The 24,515-nt window shown below is 50.6% G+C and carries 22 protein-coding genes; 12 read left to right on the top strand and 10 right to left on the bottom strand.

Features of this window, described 5'->3' with window-relative positions:
• Positions 1 to 47: 47 nt before the first annotated feature.
• Entirely contained in the window at positions 48 to 1,787 is a 1,740-nt protein-coding gene (locus X965_RS04585; RefSeq protein WP_036417246.1) for an ABC-F family ATP-binding cassette domain-containing protein, read from the top strand.
• A gap of 51 nt (positions 1,788 to 1,838) precedes the next feature.
• Here the strand turns inward: X965_RS04585 and X965_RS04590 are convergent, their stop codons facing one another.
• The 4 genes from X965_RS04590 to prpR all read right to left on the bottom strand — a co-directional run bounded on the left by X965_RS04590 (position 1,839) and on the right by prpR (position 6,347).
• The gene (locus tag X965_RS04590) at positions 1,839 to 2,759 is read right to left on the bottom strand and encodes a hypothetical protein (RefSeq protein ID WP_253280762.1); all 921 of its coding nucleotides are present in this window, start codon (positions 2,757 to 2,759) and stop codon (positions 1,839 to 1,841) included.
• Between the two features lie 125 nt (positions 2,760 to 2,884).
• Positions 2,885 to 3,967 carry a bifunctional DNA-binding transcriptional regulator/O6-methylguanine-DNA methyltransferase Ada gene (gene ada, locus X965_RS04595; RefSeq protein ID WP_036417251.1) on the bottom strand — a complete coding sequence of 361 codons (1,083 nt, stop codon included), beginning with the start codon at positions 3,965 to 3,967 and terminating at the stop codon, positions 2,885 to 2,887.
• Between the two features lie 12 nt (positions 3,968 to 3,979).
• Positions 3,980 to 4,615, bottom strand: coding sequence for a DNA oxidative demethylase AlkB (alkB, locus tag X965_RS04600; RefSeq protein ID WP_036417253.1), 636 nt, complete (start codon positions 4,613 to 4,615; stop codon positions 3,980 to 3,982).
• Between the two features lie 118 nt (positions 4,616 to 4,733).
• The gene (gene prpR / locus X965_RS04605) at positions 4,734 to 6,347 is read right to left on the bottom strand and encodes a propionate catabolism operon regulatory protein PrpR (protein WP_036417256.1); all 1,614 of its coding nucleotides are present in this window, start codon (positions 6,345 to 6,347) and stop codon (positions 4,734 to 4,736) included.
• A 274-nt stretch (positions 6,348 to 6,621) separates the two neighbouring features.
• Between prpR and prpB the strand changes: the two genes are divergently transcribed.
• The 3 genes from prpB to X965_RS04620 are packed head-to-tail and all read left to right on the top strand — an operon-like array spanning position 6,622 to position 10,208.
• Positions 6,622 to 7,506, top strand: a complete 885-nt coding sequence (gene prpB / locus X965_RS04610) for a methylisocitrate lyase (protein WP_004239252.1) — start codon at positions 6,622 to 6,624, stop codon at positions 7,504 to 7,506.
• 60 nt (positions 7,507 to 7,566) lie between these two features.
• The gene (prpC, locus tag X965_RS04615) at positions 7,567 to 8,730 is read left to right on the top strand and encodes a 2-methylcitrate synthase (RefSeq protein ID WP_036417257.1); all 1,164 of its coding nucleotides are present in this window, start codon (positions 7,567 to 7,569) and stop codon (positions 8,728 to 8,730) included.
• A 26-nt stretch (positions 8,731 to 8,756) separates the two neighbouring features.
• Complete coding sequence (locus X965_RS04620; RefSeq protein WP_015422721.1) at positions 8,757 to 10,208, top strand: bifunctional 2-methylcitrate dehydratase/aconitate hydratase; 1,452 nt, start codon at positions 8,757 to 8,759, stop codon at positions 10,206 to 10,208.
• Positions 10,209 to 10,283: 75 nt separating this feature from the next.
• Here X965_RS04620 and X965_RS04625 read toward each other — a convergent pair whose 3' ends face one another.
• Entirely contained in the window at positions 10,284 to 10,790 is a 507-nt protein-coding gene (locus X965_RS04625) for a GFA family protein (protein ID WP_080939488.1), read from the bottom strand.
• A 100-nt stretch (positions 10,791 to 10,890) separates the two neighbouring features.
• Here X965_RS04625 and ydfG point away from each other — a divergent pair, with 100 nt between their 5' ends.
• The 3 genes from ydfG (at position 10,891) to X965_RS04640 (ending at position 12,427) form a co-directional block, all read left to right on the top strand.
• On the top strand, positions 10,891 to 11,640 hold the full coding sequence (gene ydfG, locus X965_RS04630) for a bifunctional NADP-dependent 3-hydroxy acid dehydrogenase/3-hydroxypropionate dehydrogenase YdfG (RefSeq protein ID WP_004239249.1): 750 nt from the start codon (positions 10,891 to 10,893) through the stop codon (positions 11,638 to 11,640).
• A gap of 168 nt (positions 11,641 to 11,808) precedes the next feature.
• Positions 11,809 to 12,174, top strand: coding sequence for a DUF1283 family protein (locus X965_RS04635; protein WP_004239248.1), 366 nt, complete (start codon positions 11,809 to 11,811; stop codon positions 12,172 to 12,174).
• A 19-nt stretch (positions 12,175 to 12,193) separates the two neighbouring features.
• Positions 12,194 to 12,427 carry a DUF1161 domain-containing protein gene (locus tag X965_RS04640; RefSeq protein WP_004238391.1) on the top strand — a complete coding sequence of 78 codons (234 nt, stop codon included), beginning with the start codon at positions 12,194 to 12,196 and terminating at the stop codon, positions 12,425 to 12,427.
• A 71-nt stretch (positions 12,428 to 12,498) separates the two neighbouring features.
• On the opposite strand, the gene bioD is transcribed toward X965_RS04640, so the two are convergent.
• The 4 genes from bioD to X965_RS04660 all read right to left on the bottom strand — a co-directional run bounded on the left by bioD (position 12,499) and on the right by X965_RS04660 (position 16,361).
• Positions 12,499 to 13,188: a dethiobiotin synthase gene (gene bioD / locus X965_RS04645; RefSeq protein WP_015422723.1), complete on the bottom strand. Its 690-nt coding sequence runs from the start codon at positions 13,186 to 13,188 to the stop codon at positions 12,499 to 12,501.
• Positions 13,189 to 13,363: 175 nt separating this feature from the next.
• Positions 13,364 to 14,563 carry an ROK family protein gene (locus X965_RS04650; protein WP_036417259.1) on the bottom strand — a complete coding sequence of 400 codons (1,200 nt, stop codon included), beginning with the start codon at positions 14,561 to 14,563 and terminating at the stop codon, positions 13,364 to 13,366.
• 98 nt (positions 14,564 to 14,661) lie between these two features.
• Positions 14,662 to 15,432 (bottom strand): N-acetylmuramoyl-L-alanine amidase-like domain-containing protein, encoded by a 771-nt coding sequence (locus tag X965_RS04655; protein ID WP_004238388.1) that lies wholly within the window; start codon positions 15,430 to 15,432, stop codon positions 14,662 to 14,664.
• A 26-nt stretch (positions 15,433 to 15,458) separates the two neighbouring features.
• Complete coding sequence (locus tag X965_RS04660; RefSeq protein ID WP_024473132.1) at positions 15,459 to 16,361, bottom strand: LysR family transcriptional regulator; 903 nt, start codon at positions 16,359 to 16,361, stop codon at positions 15,459 to 15,461.
• Positions 16,362 to 16,467: 106 nt separating this feature from the next.
• On the opposite strand from X965_RS04660, the gene X965_RS04665 reads away from it, so the two are divergent.
• The 3 genes from X965_RS04665 to tus all read left to right on the top strand — a co-directional run bounded on the left by X965_RS04665 (position 16,468) and on the right by tus (position 19,970).
• Positions 16,468 to 17,721: an MFS transporter gene (locus X965_RS04665; RefSeq protein ID WP_004238385.1), complete on the top strand. Its 1,254-nt coding sequence runs from the start codon at positions 16,468 to 16,470 to the stop codon at positions 17,719 to 17,721.
• Positions 17,722 to 18,638: 917 nt separating this feature from the next.
• On the top strand, positions 18,639 to 18,794 hold the full coding sequence (locus tag X965_RS19290; protein WP_155251728.1) for a hypothetical protein: 156 nt from the start codon (positions 18,639 to 18,641) through the stop codon (positions 18,792 to 18,794).
• A 252-nt stretch (positions 18,795 to 19,046) separates the two neighbouring features.
• Complete coding sequence (gene tus / locus X965_RS04670; RefSeq protein WP_036417261.1) at positions 19,047 to 19,970, top strand: DNA replication terminus site-binding protein; 924 nt, start codon at positions 19,047 to 19,049, stop codon at positions 19,968 to 19,970.
• Between the two features lie 46 nt (positions 19,971 to 20,016).
• Here tus and fumC read toward each other — a convergent pair whose 3' ends face one another.
• On the bottom strand, positions 20,017 to 21,411 hold the full coding sequence (gene fumC / locus X965_RS04675) for a class II fumarate hydratase (RefSeq protein WP_004238382.1): 1,395 nt from the start codon (positions 21,409 to 21,411) through the stop codon (positions 20,017 to 20,019).
• A 173-nt stretch (positions 21,412 to 21,584) separates the two neighbouring features.
• Here fumC and manA point away from each other — a divergent pair, with 173 nt between their 5' ends.
• Positions 21,585 to 22,760 carry a mannose-6-phosphate isomerase gene (gene manA, locus X965_RS04680; protein WP_036417264.1) on the top strand — a complete coding sequence of 392 codons (1,176 nt, stop codon included), beginning with the start codon at positions 21,585 to 21,587 and terminating at the stop codon, positions 22,758 to 22,760.
• Positions 22,761 to 22,867: 107 nt separating this feature from the next.
• Positions 22,868 to 24,457, top strand: coding sequence for a YdgA family protein (locus X965_RS04685; protein WP_004238380.1), 1,590 nt, complete (start codon positions 22,868 to 22,870; stop codon positions 24,455 to 24,457).
• Positions 24,458 to 24,515 lie beyond the last annotated feature (58 nt).

A 24,515-nucleotide genomic window follows, 5' to 3' on the forward strand; every position in this document is an offset into this window, starting at 1 on the left:
GCGTTTTATGACCCATGGCATTGTTATGCCTGAAATTTGAGTAAGCTATGAGCACATTATTATCAACCCGTAATCTGTCATTCCATCCCGGTCACACACCACTGTTAACCGATATTTCTGTCGCCCTGAATCAGGGAGAAAAAATCGGCCTGATTGGTCATAACGGCTGCGGGAAAAGTACCCTGATGAAGCTGTTGTCCGGCCAGCTGGCACCGGATGAAGGCACCATTACCCCGGCCAACCGCGTCATTATGGCGTATATCGAACAGCATCTGCCGGAATCCCTGAATACTCTGTCACTGGCGGATGCCGTGCTGGAAAAATTACCGGCGGAACAGCATCTGTCCGAAATGTGGCGGGCAGAAATGCTGCTGACAGAGATGGGGTTTGACCCGCTACAGTGGCAGTTACCGGTCACTACCCTGAGCGGCGGCCAGCATACCCGGCTGTTACTGGCACGGGCGCTGATCAGCCGGCCGGATTTATTATTGCTGGATGAACCGGGCAACCATCTGGATCTGCCGACCATTTTGTGGCTGGAACAGTTCCTGAAAAACTGGCGCGGCAGCTTTATCCTGGTTTCTCACGATAACGCCCTGCTGGATCACGTCACCAACTGCACCTGGGTGCTGCGGGACGGTAACGTTTCAGCGTTCCGTCTGCCCTGCACACAGGCGCGGGAAGCGCTGGCGCAACAGGACGAAAGTGATGAGCACCGCCACAATGCGCAGCAGAAAGAGATCGACCGCATTGCGGTAAGTGCCAAACGGCTGGCGATATGGGGGAAAGTGTATGATAACGAAGCCCTTTCCCGTAAAGCCAAACAGATGGAAAAACAGATAGACCGGTTGCAGGATGATCAGGTTGAACTGGCGATCGGCAGTCAGTGGCAGCTTAAGCTGACCGGGGATACCCTGCGGGCAGACCGGCTGTGTGCCTTTAATCAGCTGTCCGTGATCCCGGCAGACAATTGTCCGCCGCTGTATGTGACAGACAATGTGTCTGTGAAATCCGGCGACCGCATTGCGGTGATGGGCGCAAACGGCACCGGAAAATCCTCACTGCTGCGGATGATCTGGTCACAGTCTCAGAAACCGGAGGTAACACTGCCGGACAGCCCGCTGGTGCTGCATCCCCGTGTGCATTTGGGGTATTACGACCAGAAACTGGTGCAACTGAATGACAGTGATTCACTGATGGATGCGCTGAAACCATTCGCGCGACTGATTGATGAGCAGCGGAAAATGGCACTGATCAGCGCCGGTTTCCCGTATCTGCGCCATCAGCAGACGGTATCTGCCCTGAGCGGCGGTGAACGGGCGCGGCTGTTGTTTGTCGGACTGAGCCTGGCCAACTATTCCCTGCTGATACTGGATGAGCCGACCAACCACCTGGATATGGACGGAAAACTGGCGCTGGCGGAGGAAATCAGCCGGTTTGAGGGCGGGCTGATTCTGGTCAGTCACGACCGGGAGCTGATCGAAAAAAGCTGTAACCGCTTCTGGTATATCGACGGTAACCGACTGACGGAATATCACGATCTGGATCAGGTCTATGATGCTATCCGTGCCCTGAATGCAGATTCCGGCACCGGCAACAGCGTGTTACCGGCGGTTCCGGAGCCATCCGTTCCGGTCAGTGACGAAGAGGATTCGCTGGCGGCACTGATTACGCTGGAGGAAAAACTGGCGGCGGATTTGCAGCGCAAACCCGCACATCAGAAACCGGTTCTGCAACAACAGTGGCGCGAACAGATTGCGCAACTGCGGGATGAACTGGGACTGTAATACGCCATTATAAATGCAGGCCGTTACGTTTTTTGTAACGGCCTTTTTAATTCATTTTTTAAGTCCGTCTGCTTCCAGCCATCCTTCTGTGACTTTACCGGTGGCCGGATATATATAACGGCCATGAACAAATCCCTGATATGGCTGAGGACGATCCACCCAGATCGCATCATCTTTCACCACAAAATCCGCAGCATCCGTAATACAACCCTTATCCGGAGCATCATAAAAACGCAGGCGATTTTGTGTCACACTGTATTTGTATGAGGAAGGCTTACTGTTTTTCAGGCCCGCCTGATACTGTTTGTCCGCGTTCACGGTTGCCGCATCGCACAGCGCGTCCTGTGACGCCAGCCGGTTAACATTAATCCAGCCCTGCGCATTGCCGTAAGCCACCAGCAGCCAGCCCTCTTTTTCCCCTTTCACCGGTTCCGTAGTCCGCAATCCGACCACCTGAAGGACATCCCCCGGAACCACAAAGACATTATCATTACGGCACTGTTCCGCCGGTGCTGCATAAAAATAAGCCCGGCCTTTGCCGGTGACGCGCCACTCCGGCGACATGGCAATAAAGGGTTCGTAGCGGAGCGTACTGAGGATCTGCTGACACGTTTTCTCTTTTTTCAGACAGGATTGCAGCCGTTCACCCTGCGCTGCGCTGAAGGTCAGCGGGACGGGATGCTCCGCATCCGCCCCTGTCGCTGTCAGGGTATTTTCTTTGATATTGTAAGTCACCCAGCCCAGTTGCCCTGCTCCCGGCGATTCCGGTGAGGGCTTTTGCCGTGTATCAGAAAGCTGAATTGCCAGCTCGTTGATATCCCGGTTTTCAATATAAATCCCCAGCCTATCCGCCGTGACCTTTTCTGCGCGGACAAGCCCGTGATTACTGCCTGCAATCAGCTTTATCAGCTCACTGTCACAGTCAAATAACGGACCGGTCGCTGTCGCAGGAATTGTTGCGTCATTATCCATAATGACCTCCGCCGTTGCCGGTGCGGCGGCTGCCGTCACCGGCAAAACAGCAAAGAATAAACTGCTCAGTAACATTGTTGTTCGAAAAACATCTGTGCGAAAACGCATCCGTATCCCTTATATTCTTAACCGGTTTCCTGCTGCAATGCCTCGCGCTGCAACAGACGTTTTTTCCGTTCGATCCCCCAGCGGTAACCCGCGAGTTCCCCGCCGGTTCTCACCACCCGGTGACACGGGATAGCCACTGCCAGACAGTTTGCCGCACAGGCACCAGCCACCGCTCTGACCGCTTTCGGGGAGCCGATCCGCTCCGCAATCTCCCGGTAACTGACAGTCGTACCCGCCGGGATTGACTGCAATGCCTGCCAGACCCGGCGCTGAAATGCAGTTCCCCGGATATCCAGCGGCAGATCAAGCCCGGAAGACGGTGCTTCCACAAATCCGATCACCCGGGAAACGACCTGTTCAAACTGTGCGTCACCGCCGACCAGTTCCGCATTGGGAAACTGATCCTGCAAATCCCGTAACAGCGCTTCCGCATCATCCCCCAGCAGGATGGCACAAATACCTTTTTCACTCTGCGCCACCAGAATGTCTCCCAGCGCACATATCGCCAGAGCAAAGAAAATCCGCGCCCCTTTGCCGCCTGCCCGCCAGCTTTTTGGCGTCATACCAAGCAGTGTATCCGACGATTCATAAAACCGGCTGCCGGAACTGAAGCCGGATTCTGCAATTGCACCGGTGATTGTCGTCTGTTTTGTCAGTTGTTCCCGCAGTTTATCCCCGCGATAGGCTTTTGCCCATGCCGCCGGTGTCAGTCCGGTATGTGAGCGGAAAATACGGTGAAAATGAAACTGACTCACGCCGCACAGTGTGGCCAGCTCTGCCAGTGACGGCAGCGGTTCACCATTATCGATCCGCGTTTCCAGCTCACGGCAGGCCAGCACCACCTGTTCCGCATGGCGCTGCGTCATGGCCTCACCGCTGCGCTGACGGCGCTTCCCGGCGCGGTAGCCGTGAGCCTCCGCCTCTTCAGGCGTGGCAAAAAATTCAGTATTTTCCCGTTTCGGCAGCCGCACAACAGTGGACGGAAATCCCCATGTCTGTGTGGTTTTCACCGCATACACAAACAGCGTATCGGCTGTTTTATCTCTGGCGACCAGCGCTGCCCAGCACGCATCGTCTGAGAGTATTGTCTGTTTTGTCATCCTGTTTCTCCGTTACCGCGCGCAGCGGAAGGTCAGATTAAACCGCCGGGCACCCGCAAGCGGATGCACCCCGGCTCTTACCGGACGGACAGCATGGTAATTCAGACGGGAACGGCCGCCCCACACCAGTACATCACCGTGCTCAAGCGCAAAGGTTTTCAGGGGATGATGCCGCTCACTGCCGCCGAACTGAAACTGCACCGGCAGACCGAGTGAAAATGACACAATCGGCTGGCGGCGATCCGGCTCATCCCTGTCCTGATGCAGAGACATACCGGCGCCCGGTGCATAACAGTTAATCAGACAGCTGTCCGGCGAAAATCCGTGAAACCCGGCCCGCTCTGCAGCCAGCTGCGACAGTGACAAAAACGCATCCGGCAGCGGTGGCCACGGATTGCCGGTCAGCGGATCTGTTTGTGAGTAGCGGTAACCTTTGGCATCGGAGATCCAGCCGTATGTGCCGCAGCTGCTCATGGCCGCAGACATCCGGTATCCGCCGGGCGTCTGCATGTGGCGGAACGGTGAAATGGCCGTCAGGCGGCGGATTTCCGCCAGCAGCATCTCATCCTCATCACTGAGAAAACCTTTGAGCAGATACGCATCGGGTGCCACTGCAAGCGGTTCATCGTGAGCAAAGAGATCTGACATAACGCCTCCGTTCTGTTTCCTGTGTCTTTCCGGTGATGACAGTATTGCAGGCCGGATACAGACAAACACTCCGGCTCTTGCTTTTCAATTCTGAGGCACAGTATAAAGCGGCGGACAGTCAGGATGAAGTGTTCTGTTCCTGTTTCAGACGGCGCCATAGAGTGGTACGGCTGATCCCCAGCCAGTCGGCGGCAGCACGGCGATCCCCCCGGAAACGGGCTACCGCTTCTGTTGCCGTGGCGGTATTCACCGGCTCAGGCGGGAGATCGGTCACAGGGGCGGGAGCAATCACCGTGCGCCGTTCAGGAGAGAGCTTCAGTAATAATGATTCTGTAATAATTTTATCCGGATAAGCACTGCAATACAGCGCCACCCGTTCCATCAGATTACGCAGCTCGCGGGCATTTCCCGGCCAGTGGTAGTGATAGAAAAAATCACTGCATGCCAGAATCTGCTGCAGATGGCCACGATGCAGCGGCAGATCCAGCTCAGCAAACGCCAGTTTGAGCAGTTTTTCTGTCAGTAACAGGATATCCGCCCCACGGTCTCGCAGTGCCGGAAGCTGCAGACGCAGTACCCCCAGCCGGTAAAACAGATCGGCACGGAATGTCCCTGCCGCCACCCGGTTATCCAGATCATTGTGAGTCGCACAAATCACCCGCACATCCACGGTAATCGGTTTATAGCCGCCGATACGCACAATGGCACGGTCTTCCAGCACCCGCAGCAGGCGGGTTTGCAGCGATACCGGCATTTCACCGATTTCATCCAGAAACAGTGTGCCGCCGTCCGCTGCCTCAAATAACCCGGCACGGCCGCCGCGCCGCGAACCGGTAAATGCGCCTTCCTCATAACCAAAGAGTTCCGCTTCCAGCAGGCTCTCCGGGATAGCCCCGCAGTTCACCGCCACAAACGGTGCAGCGCGTTTCGTCCGCTTATGTTTATGAAACAACGTATATTCATGATGAATAGCTTGTGCCGCCATCTCTTTACCGGTACCGCTTTCCCCCTGGATCATCACTGTCGCTTTCGAGCGCCCGAACAGCGTGATGGTTTCACGCACCTGTTCCATCACCGGCGAGGTGCCGAGAATATCATTCAGCGTATGGCGGACATTCAGAGAGCCCGCCACCGGCAGCGGCATGTTCTGCGGCTGGTCGCGGATGCGTGTCAGTTCTATTGCATCGGTGAATGCCCGGCGGACGGCATCATTGGAATAAATGAAAATACAGGTCATGCCGCACTCTGCGGCGATATCGGTGATTAATCCGGCCCCCACCACCACAGAAATACCGTCCGCTTTCAGGGCAAGACAGGCTGCCCGTGCGTCTTCGGCGGTTACATAACTGCGTTGTTCAATCTGCATGCCGAAACTCTGCGCCAGCGAATCCAGAGCCGGAAAAGTATTACGGTAATAAATGAGGCCGATGCGCTGACTGAGCTGCCGTGCCCGCGCCAAAGCCTGCATGATATCGAACCCGCCCGGCGCTGCGACAATTACCGGCACCGGCAGATGCTGTTTCAGATACGCGCCGTTAGAGCCCGCACTGACAATCGCATCACAGCGTTCTGTTTTCAGCCGTTCACGAATCGCCTCTACTGCGGCATCGAACCCCAGATTGATCGCACTGATACTGGCACGGGCACTGAATTCCGGGCTGATATCACGGAACAGGGTAAAAAGGCGTGAAATGGAGACCGTCCAGATCACCGGTTTGTCACTCTGAGCCATACGTTTCTCCCCTGTTTCATGCGTTTCAGATGTTTCATATTAATCTTATGAAACACATTAACAGCTATATTGAAACATAAATAGCATCACCATCACAGAAAGCTAACATCCCGCTTGTCAGACGGAATCGGCAAATTCTATAGTGGGTAACGTAATGACAGGATAAATACGCCAAATGTGTGATGTATCTCGCGTTTTAGTTACCTTACCCGGCTGATTGGCATAGCGATTGCTTTATAACATCTGAGTATCAAACTAATAACAAGGTGAATATATGGCACTTTATTCCGCAGGACGCGCATTCCGCGACGCTGTACAGTCTGAATCCCCGCTGCAGCTGGTCGGTGCTATTAATGCCAACCATGCACTGCTGGCAAAACGTGCGGGTTACAAAGCAATTTATCTCTCCGGCGGCGGTGTTGCCGCAGGCTCTCTGGGTATTCCTGACCTGGGCATTTCCACACTGGATGATGTACTGACGGATGTCCGCCGTATTACGGATGTGTGTGATCTGCCGCTGCTGGTGGATGCGGATATCGGTTTCGGCCCGTCAGCCTTTAACGTGGTACGCACCGTGAAATCCCTGATCAAAGCCGGGGCTGCCGGGATGCATATTGAAGACCAGGTCGGCGCAAAACGCTGTGGTCACCGCCCGAACAAAGAAATCGTCTCAAAACAGGAAATGGTTGATCGCATTAAAGCCGCGGTCGATGCACGGACTGATGAGAATTTCGTGGTGATGGCGCGTACCGATGCGCTGGCGGTGGAAGGTCTGGAGTCCGCTCTCGACCGCGCACAGGCTTATATCGATGCCGGTGCGGATATGCTGTTCCCGGAAGCGATTACAGAGCTGGCAATGTATCGTCTGTTCACCGACAAAATCAGCGTTCCGGTACTGGCAAACATTACCGAGTTCGGTAAAACACCGCTGTTTACCCTGGATGAGCTGCGCAGTGTGAATATCGCTATCGCCCTGTACCCGCTCACCGCCTTCCGCGCCATGAACAAGGCCGCTGAAAATGTTTATAACACCCTGCGCCGTGAAGGCACGCAACAGAGCCTGATTTCACAGATGCAGACCCGTGATGAATTATACCAAAGCATTAACTACTACGATTATGAAGATAAGCTCGACGCACTGTTTTCGCAGAAAAAATAACCTCTGAAAGATAACGCGAAGCAGGTTGTACACTCACTATAATAATAAGGATCACCCGTCATGAATGAACAACTTAGCAAACCTGAACCTGCACTGAAGAAAGGCAAAAAATCCGTCGCACTGTCCGGCGTTGCTGCCGGCAATACTGCACTCTGTACTGTGGGGATTAACGGGAACGACCTGCATTACCGCGGTTATGACATTCTGGATTTAGCCACACAATGTGATTTTGAAGAAGTCGCTCATCTTCTGATCCATGAAAAACTGCCGAACGCCGCAGAACTGGCCGCTTACAAGGCGAAACTGAAATCACTGCGCGGCCTGCCGCACAGTGTGAAGAAAGCCCTGGAAGCGCTGCCTGCTTCTGCCCACCCGATGGATGTGCTGCGTACCGGCGTGTCTATTATGGGCTGCGTTCTGCCGGAAAAAGAGGGTCATCCGTTATCCGGTGCCCGTGATATCGCCGATCGCCTGCTCTCTTCCCTGACCTCCATGCTGCTTTACTGGTATCACTATGCCTTTAATGATCGCCGCATTGATACCGAAACTGATGACGATACCTGCGGCGGCCATTTCCTGCATCTGCTGCACGGCAAAAAACCGTCTGAAAACTGGGTGCGTTTTATGAACTCCTCGTTCATTCTCTATGCAGAACATGAGTTTAACGCCTCCACCTTTGCTGCCCGTGTTATCGCCGGCACCGGAACGGATTTCTACTCCTCCGTCACCGGGGCGATTGCCGCACTGCGCGGACCAAAACACGGCGGTGCCAACGAAGTGTCTCTGGAAATTCAGAAACGTTACAGCTCACCGGATGAAGCTCAGGCCGATATTCTCGCCCGCCTCACCCGCAGTGAAGTCGTGATGGGCTTCGGTCACCCTGTGTATACCATTGCTGACCCGCGTCACCAGGTTATCAAAGCGATTTCCCGTGAGTTATCCGAAGAAGCGAAAGATTTCCGCCTGTTTGATATTGCGGATCGTATTGAATCCGTGATGTCTCAGCACAAGAAGATGTTCCCGAACCTCGACTGGTTCTCAGCGGTGGCGTATCACCTGATGGGTGTGCCGACCGCCATGTTTACCCCGATTTTTGTTATTGCCCGTTCCGCAGGCTGGACTGCACACATCATTGAACAGCGTCTGGATAATAAAATTATTCGTCCGTCCGCCAATTACACCGGACCGGAAAACCAGACCTTCGTACCCCTTAAAGCGCGCTAATTATTGATTAAAAAGGAAGATAAAGTATGTCAGCATCTTTTACCCCGCAGCATCAAGAGTACGACAAGGTCATTCAGGACATCACTGATTATGTTCTGAATATGGACATCAGCAGTGATCGCGCTTATGACACCGCATATTACTGCTTCCTGGATACTCTGGGTTGCGGTCTGGAAGCCCTGGAATATCCGGCGTGCAAAAAAATGCTCGGCCCTGTTGTGCCGGGAACCATTGTCCCGAACGGTGCAAAAGTACCGGGTACCCAATTCCAGCTGGATCCGGTTCAGGCGGCCTTCAATATCGGTGCCATGATCCGCTGGCTCGATTTCAACGATACCTGGCTGGCGGCGGAATGGGGTCATCCGTCCGATAACCTCGGCGGTATCCTGGCCGTTGCAGACTGGTTATCCCGTGAAGCGATTGCCAAAGGCAAAGCACCACTGCCGCTGAAACGTGTGCTGACCGCCATGATCAAAGCCCATGAAATTCAGGGCTGCCTGGCACTGGAAAACTCATTTAACAAAGTCGGCCTTGACCACGTTGTACTGGTGAAAGTTGCGTCTACGGCAGTTGTCGGCGAAATGCTGGGGCTGGATCGTGAGCAGTTATTAAGCGCGGTTTCCCATGCATGGGTGGACGGCCAGTCTCTGCGGACCTACCGCCATGCGCCGAATACCGGTTCACGTAAATCCTGGGCTGCGGGTGATGCCACTTCCCGGGCGGTGCGTCTGGCGCTGTTCGCGCAGAAAGGCGAAATGGGCTATCCGACCGTGCTGACTGCCAAAACCTGGGGCTTCTATGACGTGCTGTTTGACGGCAAACCGTTTAAATTCCAGCGCGATTACGGCTCTTATGTGATGGAAAACGTGCTGTTCAAGATTTCATTCCCGGCAGAGTTCCACTCACAGACCGCCGTTGAAGCAGCAATGACACTGCATCACAAACTGGCGGCACTGGGTAAAACCGCAGATGATATTGAGAAAGTCACTATCCGCACCCATGAGGCCTGTATCCGTATTATCGATAAACACGGCCCGCTGAATAACCCGGCTGACCGTGATCACTGTATTCAGTATATGGTGGCAGTTCCGCTGATCTTCGGTCGCCTGACCGCCGCAGATTATGAAGACGGGATCGCGTCAGACAGCCGTATCGATGCCCTGCGTGCCCGAATTCACTGTGAGGAAGATACCGCGTTCACCCGTGATTATCATGATCCGGAAAAACGCTCTATCGCCAACGCCCTGACCGTGACCCTGAAAGACGGTACCGTGCTGGATGAGGTTGTGGTCGAATATCCGGTCGGGCACGCCCGCCGCCGTGAGGAAGGTATTCCGCTGCTGCTGGCGAAATTCCGTACCAATCTGGCGCGTATGTTCCCGGAAACGCAGCAGCAGCGCATTCTGAATGCTGCCCGTGACCGTAAAACACTCGAATCCATGTCTGTCAGCGAGTTTATGGATCTGTTTGTTATTTAATTTCTCTGCCCGGCAACGCAGAAAAACGAAGCGGATACTCAGGTATCCGCTTTCTGTTTTATCTGGCTTTAAATATTATTCAGCATGAAACATTGCCAGAATATCCTGCTCAGTCAGCATCGGCGTTTTTTCCGCAAAATTGTAATACGCCGGTTTACTGTCAGTGTAAATCTGCATTGAGAGGCGGGATTCTGTTGTCTCTCCCAGCAGTGCCGCAGAGACATAATACTGATCTGCCGGTTTCAGGTAATAAAACAGGTGTGTCCCGCACTCGCGGCAGAAACAACGGTCGCCCCACTCTGAGGAGTGATAACGGGTGATATATTCCTCACCACTGAGCGTCACATCACTGCCGCAATCCACGGACATAAACGGTGCGCCATTCCATTTTCTGCACATGCCGCAATGGCAGACAGAAACATCGTGCACCTGTTTTGGCACAGATACTGTTACTTTACCGCACAAACATTGACCCTGAACCATTTTCTGTCTCCTGTATATAATCAGGTTGTTATTGATTAACTTCAGTGTTTTTCCGTGAAGAAAACTGAAAAACGGAATCTGTAACCCGCTTTCTGTCATGCAGACACGATACACTATCAGGATATTACCACCGGTATTATATCGCCATGGTTATTGTTATTTTTTCCGGGGATCCCCGCTGACAGAATCGGAGTATGTGATGATTGTTTTAATTACAGGTGCAACAGCAGGTTTTGGTGAGGCATTTGCCCGCAAATTTATTGAGAACGGCCATACCGTTATCGGCACCGGCCGCCGTATTGAACGCCTGGCGAAACTGCAAAAAGAGTTCGGAAGCAAATTTTTCCCGCTGGCTCTGGATATGACAGACAGCCCGGCGGTCGATAATGTGATTAATTCACTGCCTGAATCCCTGCGCGAAATTGATGTTCTGGTCAATAACGCCGGACTGGCGCTGGGTATGGAAACCGTTGATAAAGGCAATCCGGCAGAATGGGATGTGGTGGTGGACACCAACATCAAAGGGCTGCTGCATATGACCCGTGCAATCCTGCCGGGAATGGTGGAAAGAAACCGCGGCCATATCATTAACCTGGGCTCAACCGCCGGGTCATGGCCGTATGCCGGTGGTAACGTTTACTGCGGCACCAAGGCGTTTGTCCGCCAGTTCAGCTTGGCTTTGCGCGCAGATCTGGCCGGTAAAAAAATCCGTGTGACTGATATTGAACCGGGCATGGTCGGTGGTACCGAGTTTTCCGGTATCCGCTATCGCGGGGATGAGGAAAAAGCCGCAAATACCTATAAAAATACTGATCCGCTGATGCCGGATGATATCGCGGAAGCTGTTTTCTGGGTTGCAACATTGCCGTCGCACGTAAATATTAATACTATGGAAATGATGCCGGTCTGTCAGTCATTCGCCGGGCTGAGTGTGCACCGCGAAGGCTGAAACCACCACAAAAGATAAGCCGGTATCCGTATAATCAGGTAATTTTCTTAAATTACCTGAAATTATCGCTGAAAAACGTTGTCTTTTATTGGTGCATTAATACACTTTGCTATAATGCTCACGATCAGAATGACGTTTGCAGGTTTGAACTTTGAGGAAAACACGACAATGACTAACTCCATGCTCAAAAAGTGGTTTATCGCGACCGCCTTTGCTGCACCCTTCATGTTTGCAGCTCATGCAGGCGCAGCCACCACCAATTGCAGCCCCGGCAGCACTTGTGTGATCAGCGGCGGCGATACTGCGCTTGAAAAAGAGAGAGCACGCCAGGAAAAAGAGCAATGGGATGATACCCGTTCCCTGCGTCAGAAGATCAACCGCCGTGCGGAAAAAGAGTTCGACAAAGTTGACCGTGCTATTGATGCTGAAGATGCATGTTTAAAAAGCTCGGTTGTTACCGCGTATTGGGAACCTAATACGCTGCGCTGCCTTGATGCAAATACAGGGCGTGAAGTTTCCACTGGCTGGAAATAAATACATTTAAGGATAAATAATGAAAAAACTGATTGCGCTCAGTGCTGTTCTGTTTGCCGTTTCGCCTGTTATGGCGCAGGCATCCTGTGAAAGTGTGACTGAGGAAATTTCGCAGAAAATCATCAGCAATGGTGTTCCTGCTGACGGTTTTACACTGACTGTGGTTCCGGCTGAAGAAGCGGCACAGGCAGAAGGTCAGGTTGTGGGTAACTGCAACAACGAAACTCAGAATATTATTTATCTGCGTAAATAGTATCTCGCTGTCAGGTTTTGACCATGAAAAAGGGCTGATTTATCAGCCCTTTTGTATTTCTTACCAGAGACTCAGGACGCCGCTAACGCCTCACCCCAGAGCATTTCAATCTGCTCTTCATTGAGATAGTGCGACAACTCCCGCTCTTCCGGACGCAGCAGATACGGGATCTCGCCCAGCAGTGGTGCCGGTAAATGCGTCAGTAAGCGATCCATAACCTGTGCGTAGTGTGATAACCCCGGGTTTATCCGGTTCGCAATCCAGCCGATAATTTCCAGATCATCATTTTTAATGGCTTCGGCGGTTAATAATGCATGGTTCACACAACCGGACTGGATCCCGACCACCAGGATCACCGGCAGTTTTTCCTTTTTCACCCAGTCGGATAAAAAAGTCTCGTTATTCAGTAAATAACGCCATCCGCCGTTCCCTTCCACCACGACCTGATCCGCCAGATGACTTAATTTTTCCAGACCCTGCGATAATGCAGGAAACTGAACGTCGGTGGTCGTCTGACCGTAATTACTTTCCAGCATGACCGGGTTGATATCCTGATAAGAAACATCAACTGATGATGAATCATGCAGGATCATCGCATCACGGTTACGTTTGCCGTTAAGTGTGTCGTGGTATTCTGTCGCGATTGGTTTATAGCCAACGACAGATTTACCCAGGCGGTTGATGGCTTGCATTAAAGCCCGCGTCGCAACAGTTTTGCCGATATTCGTATCTGTGCCGGTTATAAACAAGCGCCTTAACATAGATGTTTTTCCGTTATATCAAGAGGTGCGTATCAAAATTGATAACGGAAGCAGTGTAAGACATCCGGTTTATATCAGGCTTGCGCCAGCGCAATTTTTTGCGAAAATCCTGTTTTCATGAACAAATCCCTGTCATTTATTTGTTTTATGTCAAAGATAGACACTACAGAATTATTTAACCATCCATCAGTCTGATAAGAAGTGAGCCGTTATACAGTGCCTCTTTGATTAACGCCGCGCCGGGTAATGTACCGCAATTAGTAAATTCGCATGAAGTCATTGTCAGCTCCCGGCTGAATGCCGGCAAGGCGCGCTGCGTAATCCGGGCGCCGATGGCGGGAAACAAAACAGAGGATGCCGGGTTTAATGGTGAGCCAATCAGGATAATCTCCGGATTAAAGATATTGACCATCACGGCGGCAATATCCCCGATATGCTGCCCCACCTGCTCTATCAGCTCACGGGCGGCGGGATTACCGTCCAGTGCCGCGCGGCACAGCATTTCAGCGGTCAGCGGTTGCCCCTCCGGAACGGCCAGGAACTGAGCGGCCATTTCCAATACATGATGCAGACCAATTTCAGTTTCCAGACAGCCGTGATTACCGCAGTAACAGGGTTTACCCTGCGGGTTTATCTGTGTGTGACCGATTTCTGCCGTGCTGTGACTGCCGGCATGCAGCAATGCACCGTCGGTAATAATGGCAGCACCGACATTTTCATCAATCACCAGTTGGATAATATTCCTGCACTCTTTCGCCGCACCAAAAAAATATTCCGCCAGAGACCAGGCAGAAATACCATGCTGGAGGAATACCGGCATCCCGGTATGCTGATAAAGAATCTCTGCTACCGGTAAATCGGTCAGCTGATAGTACGGGGAATGGCGGATGATACCGTTTGCAGGGTCAACAATGGCATCGGTGGTGATGGCAATAGCAGTCAGGCGCTCGGTTATCCGGTGATTACGGGAAAAGAAGGCATCAACCTGTGCCAGAAACAGGGTGACAAAATCCCGGCTATCCGCCGGAAATGCAATAATATCTTCGGCCAGTAATTTTCCGCTCAGTTCCCGCAGCGCAAAAACCAGTTCCCCCCGGTTAATTCGGATACATAAAAAATGCCAGCCGTCACAGTCCGTTTTCAGCCCCACTGCCGGGCGGCCGCGAAAGCCTAATCCCGGAAACTCAGTTTCCCGGACCAGATGCGCATCCATCAGCTCACGGGTGATTTTGGTGATACTCGCCGGTGCCAGCTGTGATTTTTTCGAGAGTGAAATGCGGGAAATGGGGCCTTCACGATCAATATAACGGTACACAACCCCCATATTGGTTTGTTTTATATGGTCAATATGTCCGGGCTGTGCTGAAGGTTTCACCAATAATAATCCTATGCAGATGATGCTAAGATGTTAATTATCCGAATAAATACGCGCTTAGTAAGTGGCTTCACACAAAACTGTGAAATGATTCACAGTCAGGGGGCAAAAGCCGAACGATAAACCACAATTCCTGTTTTATTTTGCAGATATGTCCGTAATGGTGAATCAATGACCCGTTGTTCATTCCGTTTTGATGAGGCATTACGTAAAAACAGCCCGTCCGGGGTACGGATAATAACTCCGGCATGCGAGACATCCAGGCCGGGACGGTCAGAATAGATACCGATATAATCACCGGTCTGCAATTGTGAAAGCACAGCGGGTGTCAGTGCGGAAACCGGCAGCCAGGTGATATCCCGTGCCGTAACCGGAATATCGGGGATATAACGGGAGCCGTTTTTTTTCTGATTCAGCATCTTGTGTGTCACCCGGTAATCCGGCGACAGTTGCCGGGTGATATCCTGAGCCACAGGCTGCGGGCCGCTGACCCAATCCGACAAAAAATGACGACGCTGATAATAATTCACCTCTCCGTTTTTATAACGGATGTGCATCAGTCTGTTGCGGAAATTCTGCTGCTGCGGGCTGCGTTTCAGTGCTTCGGTGTAATCCAGAAAAGTGAAACAATCGAGCGCGTTCAGGTCAGCCACCAGAATTTCCGGTGATCCGGGAGAGCCAATCAGCTGACCGGCGCGGTAAGGTACGCCGAGAAACTGCCCGGTCAGTGCAGTAATATTGTCAGGCGCAATTTTGCGTGAGCCATCCGGCTGATAGAAATAGCTGAGCGATACCCCTGCTCCCGCGGCGCTTGTATATAAAAGAAAAAGAAATGCGGTAATAACAGAAAACCGGTATCGCCGGAACATCCGAACTCCTGACAGTCAGATCCCGCTCAGCGGAACACATTATTTTTCAGCATCTCAATCAGCCGCTGACCGGCCGGAGAAAGTGTATTGTGCTTATGATACACCAGCCAGACCTCAGAAAATGCCTGATTTTCAGCTAAATGAATGTAACGGACACCATCCACTTTCATACGGGTAAAAGATTCCGTTACCAGTGAAACACCTAACCCGGCAGAGACCAGCCCCAGAATAGTCATAGCTTCCCCTGCTTCCTGGGCGATAACCGGTGTGACACCCGCTTTTTTCAGCAGATTGATAATCTCATCATACAGCGCCGTTCCCACATCCCGCTCAAAGAAAACCAATGGTACGCCAGTGAGCATCTCCAGGGGAATGCCCGTTTTGAGGTATTTCATCAGCGGATGATCATCATAGACCGCCAGCATAAATCGTTCTTTAAACAGCAGTTCATGAACCAGATTATCCGGCAGTTGCGTATTGCGCATTACACCGAAGTCAATCCGGCCGCTCAGCAGCGGGTTAATCTGCTGTTTGGTATTCATCTGATGCATGTGGATAGCCACATCCGGGTATATTTCACGGTACTGGCGGAATGTCGCCGTAATATGACGCATAAACGGGGTTGTGGAAGTGAAGCCGACAGAAACTTCCCCCAGTTCCCCGCGATCCATTCTGGCTGCTTTTTCAACCGCTGCCTCGACCTGAGTACGGATTTGGTAAGCTTCACGCAGAAACATTTCGCCCGCTGGGGTCAGACTGACATTCCGGTTGTTCCGTGCCAGTAATTTAGCCGGAATCGCGTTTTCAAGTGCCTGAATCTGCTGACTGAGCGGAGGCTGGGAGATATTGAGACGCTCCGCTGCCCGTCCGAAATGCAGCTCTTCAGCGACCGCAATGAAATAACGCAGATGGCGGAATTCGATCATTATTCCCTCATTAGGTCGTAAAACATATCAAACAAGAGTATTAATATATTAGACAAAATACCAGCATCTTTTTATGCTCGGTATTATTACCAAATGCTGAGATAAGTGTATGACAGACGAGAATAAACTGATAACTGACAACCGTGTGACCTCACCGGTGCAGAATGATCAGGCAAAGCAGCACTATATCCAGCGCGACGACAAACTGTATCTGCGTGTCACTCTCTCTTTCTTTATGGTCGGTCTGGCGACGTTTGCTCTGCTCTATTTTGTACAGCCGATCCTGCCGTTGTTGTCAGACGATTTTTCGGTATCACCGGCGCAGGCCAGTTTGTCCCTTTCTCTGGCGACCGGATTCATGGCCGTCGGGCTGCTGATCACCGGCCCGCTGTCAGATGCGGTCGGACGTAAAAATGTTATGGTGATATCCCTGACATGCGCGGCAATCTTTACCCTGCTCAGTGCGTTTACCACCAGCTGGGCGGGGATCCTGGTTGTCCGCTCCCTGGTCGGATTATCTCTCAGTGGCGTCGCCGCCGTGGCCATGACCTATCTGAGTGAGGAAATTCATCCCAGCTATGTTGCCCTGTCTATGGGGCTGTATATCAGCGGTAATTCTATCGGCGGGATGAGCGGACGCCTGATCACTGGCGTTATTGCGGATTATGCCAGTTGGCGGATTGCCGTTCTGGTACTGGGAACATTTTCTCTGTTCGGTGCTTTTCTGTTCTGGCGGTTACTGCCGCCGTCACGCCATTTCAGAGCCAGTTCACTGAAACCGAAAAGCTTGTGGAAATACCTGATCCTGCACTGCCGTGATGATGGTCTGCCGTGGCTGTTTGCCATCGGTTTTATCATTATGGGCAGCTTTGTCACCCTGTTTAACTATATCGGCTACCGGCTGATGGAGCCGCCGTATCACTTCAGCCAGGCCGTTGTCGGTATGTTATCGATAGTTTATCTGTCAGGAACTTACAGTGCCTCAAAAGCAGGCGCACTGACACGGAAATACGGCTACGGCAGAGTACTGATTGGTGCAGTCACATTAATGCTGACCGGGATTCTCATTACGCTCGGTAGTTCACTGGCAGCAGTTCTGATCGGTATGCTGGTACTGACGACGGGATTTTTTGCCGCCCATTCCGTCACCAGCAGCTGGGTCGGACGCCGCGCCCGGCGCGCCAGAGCCCAGGCATCCTCACTGTACCTGTTTTGCTATTACGGCGGTTCCAGCATTGCCGGTACTCTGGGCGGTGTTTTCTGGTCTTACTGGCACTGGAATGGCATCGGCTGGTTTATTGCCGCTATGCTGGCAACCGGTGTGCTGATTGCTCTGTATCTGAATAAGCACGCTCACTCATAGTACATAACTAATACAGTCAGGTAATTAATAGTTATGTCATATAAAATACCTCATCGGGTTAATTGCCGGTCAGCATACAGATATGTAATCTGCATATGTTTCGCAACAGTAAATGTTCTTGATCCGGTGAGGTTTTATGATAACACTTATATTGAGCAGTACACTCGTGTTCAGCAATCTGTATCAGTGTGATATTAATTACCCTGAGTCCTGTGATATCTGGCCGCCTGTCGGATTAACAGAAATAACGGAGTAAATATTTACTGCGTAACAAGCACCATGGTATTAGCATCTTCATATCTATAATTTCCTGTATTGATTTATTTATATTTTTAGCACCACCAATGAAAAGTTCATTGGTGGTGCTTTTTAATTACCTGCTGAGAAATCTGATAAAAATAACGAAAATAATAATCACGTATTTATATATCTTACAAGAAAAATACCTAATCCAGTTAATTACCACCAGGCAGGATTTACGTTAATGTTATCAGGCCAGACACACTCTCATTCACCACAAAAGACGCATGCGAGGTTAATATGCTGACACTGATACTGAGCACTTCCCTGTTTACATATGATATCTTTCCTCCCGGAGACCCGAAACTAACGCAGTCACCACAACCTGAAAAAGAATTGATAATATACCGGGAAAATACCTGCTCGCTGTCCAATCCATTTTGCTGAAATCTGATACCCAGCAGATAATATATTCATTCCTGATAAACTGAGGTAACTATGCTGACACTTTTATTAACCGGAACCTTATTATTCTCATCAGTGGATTCATTTGAGTCTTGTGATATTGTTGCACCGGAATACTGCCCGGTTATATGGGGCCATTAAAAAAATCGATCTTAAATGATGGCAGATATACACAAGTAACTTACTTTTATGAATCATGTTAAGGAGTCTTTATGCTGACACTTATTTTAAGTAGCTCACTTATGATTCACAGCTGTTTTCCAAAACATAATGCAGATGAAACACCACCAGACCTTTGGGAACCAGCAGAAATCCACTCTGTTTATGATAACTGCCCAAAGACTAAGGCTTATTGCAGCAAAATATAAAAATACAGCCGTATATTATTATCCCATACTAATGATGAGCAATCATTTTTACGCACATTAACCGTAAAGGGATAATGCGACGTTGATATACACCCACAAACTTTGCCGTTAACCCACGATGCTGTGGGTTAACGGTGAAAACTGACACTTCAGTCCCTCCCCTCGTGCCAGACAAAATGTATTTGTACAAGGCACGATGCTGAGTTAATATGATAAAAACACTTTTGTATGTTGTAACTAAAATGGCGATATATGCGATACGATGCAATGATTTCTCTCACCGACTGCTTTAATCAGCTGGAATCGGCACTGAATACATTATGCAAAGCTATCCGGCTGCACCCTTCCCGGACTGCTGAGGTTTACCAACTTCCTGAGATACTGAAAGGAGAGGAAAATAACACCGTCAACACCATTTCTGTCATTCCGGTCAGTGGCGAAGATGCTGTTTCCCTGGCGCTGTCCCACTATCAACGTTTGTTTATCTTCGATAATGATCAGGAAATCAGCAGCAAATCTGCCATCCGGTTGCCTGGTGTACTGCTCATTACACTCTCCCCTGCACAACGAAAAATAATGCAGCAACAGCTTAATGAGGTTAACAGGCTGAAACAGCAACTGGCCTCAATCGTGACAGAAACCTCCGGTGTGGACAAAACACAGCGTTTTGAATTCGTACACAATCAGATAAAAGGATTGATTACACTCAATGCCTACCGGCAGATCCAGTCAGTCACCTCCCCTTCCTCAGTCCGGTTTGGCTGGGCCAATAAACATATTATTCAGAAGGTGGATCGCGATACATTGTTATCTCAGTTGGAAGAACAATATCAGAACCCGCGCGCCATTCAGTCTCTGACGCGTGAAGAACGGCAGGTTTATCTGGCGAAAGAGATTTCCGCCTTAAAACAGGTGCCGGAAGACGCCATACTCAAAATCAAACGACCGGTAAAAGTACAGCCAATCGCCAGAGTCTGGTACAGCGAAGCGCAAAAGCAGGTGCAGTATGCCTGTGCATCGCCGCTGATTGTATTTTGTGATGAGAATGAGGAAAAACCGGTAACAGGCGTACTACCGGATTATGATACGGAAAACATCAAAATCCGTCACAGACCGAAAGCAAAGAAATTAATTCCGGTGATATCACGACTGTATGTATATATGGAAGTAATGTAAAAACGGAGCCATCAGCGACTCCGTTATCACGATTCCTGACTGCGGATTACTTCATGCTGCCGACCATATCTTCCGGACGTACCCATGCATCAAACTCAGCTTCTGTCAGATAACCTAACTTCATGGCAGAGGCTTTCAGGGTCAGACCTTCTTTATGGGCCTTTTTCGCAATTTCAGCGGCTTTGTCGTAACCGATGTGCGTATTCAGCGCCGTAACCAGCATCAGTGATTCATTCAGCAGTTGGCTGATCCGCTCGCGGTTCGGTTCGATTCCGACCGCACAGTGCTCATTAAAACTGCGCATACCATCAGCCAGCAGGCGGACAGATTGCAGGAAGTTGTGGATCACCATCGGACGGAACACGTTCAGTTCAAAATTACCCGATGCCCCGCCGATATTAACCGCCACATCATTACCCATTACCTGAGCACACAGCATCGTCATGGCTTCACATTGTGTCGGGTTCACTTTACCCGGCATGATAGAACTGCCCGGTTCGTTTTCCGGAATGGCAATTTCACCGATGCCGCAACGCGGACCGGATGCCAGCCAGCGGACATCATTGGCAATTTTCATCAGTGAGGCTGCCAGCCCTTTCAGTGCGCCATGGGCATGAACCAGTGCATCACAGGTAGCCAGCGCCTCAAATTTATTCGGTGCCGTCACAAACGGCTGACCGGAGAGTTCAGCAATTTTCTTCGCCACGCGAACAGCATATTCCGGATGAGTATTGAGACCGGTACCGACCGCAGTGCCCCCCAGTGCAAGCTCACTCAGATGCGGCAGGCTGTTTTCCAGATGTTTCAGGTTATATTGCAGCATTGCCGCCCAGCCGGAAATCTCCTGGCCCAGTGTCAGCGGTGTCGCATCCTGTAAGTGGGTACGGCCGATTTTCACGATATCACGGTAAGCTTCCGCTTTCGCGGCCAGAACACTGTGCAGGGATTTCAGCTCAGGGATCAGCTGTGTGCTGACCGCAATCACTGCAGCGACATGCATCGCTGTCGGGAACACGTCGTTAGAGCTCTGGCTTTTGTTCACATCATCATTCGGATGAACAATACGTTCGCCGCCGCGCTTCCCGCCGAGGATTTCACTGGCACGGTTTGCCAGCACCTCATTCATATTCATATTACTCTGTGTGCCGGAGCCGGTCTGCCAGATTGCCAGCGGAAACTCTTCCGGATGTTTACCGGCAAGCACTTCATCCGCTGCGGCGATCACCGCATCTGCCCGCTCTTTCGCCAGCAGTCCCAGATCACAGTTGACAGCTGCCGCTGCTTTTTTTGTAATGGCCAGCGCAGCAATCAGATCCGCAGGCATTTTTTCAACTGAAATACGGAAATGCTCCAGAGAGCGCTGGGTCTGAGCGCCCCATAATTTGTCCGCAGGAACATCGATAGGGCCCATTGAGTCTTTTTCAATACGCGTGGCTGCCATTAGTCTCTCCTTAGCACACAAAATAAAATGGATTTAAAATCCCGAAAGTTACAGATAGACTCTGAAAACGGGCCTATCTTGCCATACTTTCATTTCCGATTATGCGATCCGGGCGGAGTTATTGCTTTATTGTTACTATCTTATTGTTAACTGTTTAAAAAGAGAGCGTTGCTATGTTAAAAATGCAGAATCAGGTGCAATTCTATGATTGGGGAAGCCATACCGCGATGACAGAAATGTACGGTTACCCGAACCCTGACAAGCAGCCGATGGCCGAATTATGGATGGGCGCCCATCCGAAAGCCAGTTCGGTGGTGACAGACACCCGCGGCAACACCTGCTCTTTATATGATTTTATTGCCGGTGACCCGCAGTCCGCGCTCGGGGATGAAATTAACCGCCGTTTTCGCCGGCTGCCGTTTCTGTTTAAAGTGCTGAGTGCCGCTCAGCCGCTGTCGGTACAGGTTCATCCGGATAAAGCCGCTGCAGAGGAAGGATTTGCCCGCGAAAACAACGCCGGGATCCCGCTGGATTCACCGGTTCGTAATTATAAGGATGATAACCATAAGCCGGAGCTGGTTTATGCCCTCACCCCGTTCCGCGCAATGAATGCATTCCGTCCGCTGGCCGACATTGCCGGACTGCTCAGTGAGGTCGCTCCGGCACATCCTGCCATTGAACGTTTTATTGCCTCGCCGTCAGAGGAGCACCTGTCCGTTCTGTTTACCCGTCTGCTCTCCATGAGCGGGGACACCAAAGAACGGGCTGTCGCTGTACTGAAATCCGCACTGAACAGCCGTCAGGGTGAACCGTGGGATACCATCCGTAAGATGACAGAGTTTTATCCTGACGATAACGGCCTTTTCACCCCGCTGCTGCTCAATGTTGTTGAATTAAAACCCGGAGAGGCAATGTTCCTGTATGCCCGCACACCCCATGCGTATCTTGAAGGAACTGCGCTGGAAGTCATGGCTAACTCGGATAATGTGTTACGCGCAGGTCTGACACAAAAACATATTGATGTCGGTGAATTGCTGAATAACCTTGATTTTGTACCGAAACACGCAAAAAGTTTATTTATGCAGCCGGAACATATTAACAACACTGAAATTTTCCCGATTCCGGTTGCTGATTTTTCTTTTTCGGTGATGAAATTGCATAATCAGGAAATGATTCTTGAGAATAACAGTGCTAATATTCTTTTTTGTGTGGAAGGTCATGCAGTTATCACTACAGAAACAGAACAATTAAGAGTTATCTCAGGTGAATCTGTTTTTCTTTCTGCTATAGAAAGAAAGTTTAAAATAGATGGTGAAGGAATCATTGCCCGCGTTTATAATGCTGTGTAAGTAACTTCTCTAATTTTCTCCGGGCAGTCCGCCATTGAACTGCCCGTTAATTTTGATACCGTGCGAAAACCTGCAAAATAAATCGCATATAAAGGATGGATTGATCTATGAAAAAGTCGTTAGTTGCTGTTGGCGTTATTGTCGCATTAGGCGCCGCATGGGGTGTAGCTTCATGGCAGACAGGTAAGAAAATTGAAGCAAACCTTGATGAGTATATCGCCAAAGCGAATAAAGCAATCAAGGACAACTACCCTGATGCACCTGTCACGCTGACCGCCAAAGATTTTTCACGCGGTATTTTCAGCTCTGATGTCAAACTGATCATCAAAGAAACGAAAAAAAGCGGTGATACCTCCGGCGAAGAACTTGTGATCCTCAATACTATCGATCACGGTCCGTTCCCGTTATCTCAGCTTAAGAGTATGGTGTTCTCGCCAAATATGGCTGCTATCCACTCTGAGCTGGAAAACAATGACATCACCAAACAAGCCTTCGAAATCACCGGCGGTAAATCCCCGGTTGCAACGGATACCCGTATCAGCTACGACCAGAGTTTCGATATTGATCTTGCTGTCAGCAAAATCAACTATAAGAAAGACGGTGAAGAGCTGGCATTCTCCGGTGCTGATCTGAACGTTAAATTCGACAAAGAATTCAAAAACGTCAAAGGTAAAGGCAGCAGCAATGAACTGACTTACCGTAAAGGCGATCGCGAAAGTATCGTGATGAAAGGCCTGTCATTTGACAGCGATGTTGCCAAATCCGGTGACAGCTACTTCTACCTGGGTGACCAGAATCTGAGCCTGAAAGAGTTAGCGGTTGTTAATTACAGCGATACCGTTTCTCTGAAAGATCTGAAACTGAACGGCACCTCCGGCAGTAAAGATAACAAACTGACTGCAGATGTTGATTACAGCCTGGGTTCACTGAGCTACCGTGATATCGATCTCGGCGCTATCAGCCTGAAAGGTTCTCTGAAAGATCTGGATGCCACTTCCGCGAATACGCTGATGGCATCTGTTGAAGAGTACACCAAACTGTCTGAGTCTATGTACACCGAAGATTTCGACGATGCGAAAATGGAAGCACTGGATGAGAAAATGAAATCCAATGCACTGGGTCTGTTCAAGTACAGCCCGTCCTTCGCTATCGCACCTCTGAGCTGGAAAAACAGCGGCGGTGAGTCAAAAGTTAACCTGAACGTGACCTTCAACGCACTGAACGAAGAGAGCTTTAAAGCACTGGAACACGCAGGCAGCTTTGAGAAAGTTCTGCCGGTTCTGGTGAAAGAGTTCGGGTTCAATATGGATCTGTCCAAACCGATGCTGACTGATTTCGTTGCAGTTGCCATGCAGTCACAGGGTATGGGCGCGAAAGAAGCCAAAGAACAGGGTGAACAGGGTGTTGCTCAGATGGCCAGCATGGGTGCCATGATGGAAATCGTGAAAGTGACCGATAAAGCGATCACCATGGATCTGAAATACAGCAACAACAACATCGATTTCAACGGTAAAAAATTCACCGTTGCTGAATTCCTGGAAAAATATGACCAGTACGGTGCACTGAGCGACAACAGCGGTGACGACGAAGGTTACGAGGAAGAAGCAATCGAAATGGATCCTAACGGTGATGTTACTGAAGACGTGACTATCGGTGAAGAACCGGCTGCTGACGTTGCGGCTCCTGCTGCTCAGTAATTTCACACTGTTATTATCTGTTGATCAGACAAAAGCCAGTCGTCAGACTGGCTTTTTA

The sequence above is a fragment of the Morganella sp. EGD-HP17 genome, from assembly GCF_000512315.2.
Classification (GTDB): domain Bacteria; phylum Pseudomonadota; class Gammaproteobacteria; order Enterobacterales; family Enterobacteriaceae; genus Morganella; species Morganella morganii.

Bases quoted from the DNA above. Each gene is read 5' to 3' on its own strand.
- X965_RS04585 (WP_036417246.1), top strand. From the start codon at position 48: ATGAGCACATTATTATCAACCCGTAATCTGTCATTCCATCCCGGTCAC.
- X965_RS04590 (WP_253280762.1), bottom strand. From the start codon at position 2,759: ATGGATAATGACGCAACAATTCCTGCGACAGCGACCGGTCCGTTATTT.
- ada (WP_036417251.1), bottom strand. From the start codon at position 3,967: ATGACAAAACAGACAATACTCTCAGACGATGCGTGCTGGGCAGCGCTG.
- alkB (WP_036417253.1), bottom strand. From the start codon at position 4,615: ATGTCAGATCTCTTTGCTCACGATGAACCGCTTGCAGTGGCACCCGAT.
- prpR (WP_036417256.1), bottom strand. From the start codon at position 6,347: ATGGCTCAGAGTGACAAACCGGTGATCTGGACGGTCTCCATTTCACGC.
- prpB (WP_004239252.1), top strand. From the start codon at position 6,622: ATGGCACTTTATTCCGCAGGACGCGCATTCCGCGACGCTGTACAGTCT.
- prpC (WP_036417257.1), top strand. From the start codon at position 7,567: ATGAATGAACAACTTAGCAAACCTGAACCTGCACTGAAGAAAGGCAAA.
- X965_RS04620 (WP_015422721.1), top strand. From the start codon at position 8,757: ATGTCAGCATCTTTTACCCCGCAGCATCAAGAGTACGACAAGGTCATT.
- X965_RS04625 (WP_080939488.1), bottom strand. From the start codon at position 10,790: ATGACAGAAAGCGGGTTACAGATTCCGTTTTTCAGTTTTCTTCACGGA.
- ydfG (WP_004239249.1), top strand. From the start codon at position 10,891: ATGATTGTTTTAATTACAGGTGCAACAGCAGGTTTTGGTGAGGCATTT.
- X965_RS04635 (WP_004239248.1), top strand. From the start codon at position 11,809: ATGACTAACTCCATGCTCAAAAAGTGGTTTATCGCGACCGCCTTTGCT.
- X965_RS04640 (WP_004238391.1), top strand. From the start codon at position 12,194: ATGAAAAAACTGATTGCGCTCAGTGCTGTTCTGTTTGCCGTTTCGCCT.
- bioD (WP_015422723.1), bottom strand. From the start codon at position 13,188: ATGTTAAGGCGCTTGTTTATAACCGGCACAGATACGAATATCGGCAAA.
- X965_RS04655 (WP_004238388.1), bottom strand. From the start codon at position 15,432: ATGTTCCGGCGATACCGGTTTTCTGTTATTACCGCATTTCTTTTTCTT.
- X965_RS04665 (WP_004238385.1), top strand. From the start codon at position 16,468: ATGACAGACGAGAATAAACTGATAACTGACAACCGTGTGACCTCACCG.
- X965_RS19290 (WP_155251728.1), top strand. From the start codon at position 18,639: ATGCTGACACTTATTTTAAGTAGCTCACTTATGATTCACAGCTGTTTT.
- tus (WP_036417261.1), top strand. From the start codon at position 19,047: ATGCGATACGATGCAATGATTTCTCTCACCGACTGCTTTAATCAGCTG.
- fumC (WP_004238382.1), bottom strand. From the start codon at position 21,411: ATGGCAGCCACGCGTATTGAAAAAGACTCAATGGGCCCTATCGATGTT.
- manA (WP_036417264.1), top strand. From the start codon at position 21,585: ATGTTAAAAATGCAGAATCAGGTGCAATTCTATGATTGGGGAAGCCAT.
- X965_RS04685 (WP_004238380.1), top strand. From the start codon at position 22,868: ATGAAAAAGTCGTTAGTTGCTGTTGGCGTTATTGTCGCATTAGGCGCC.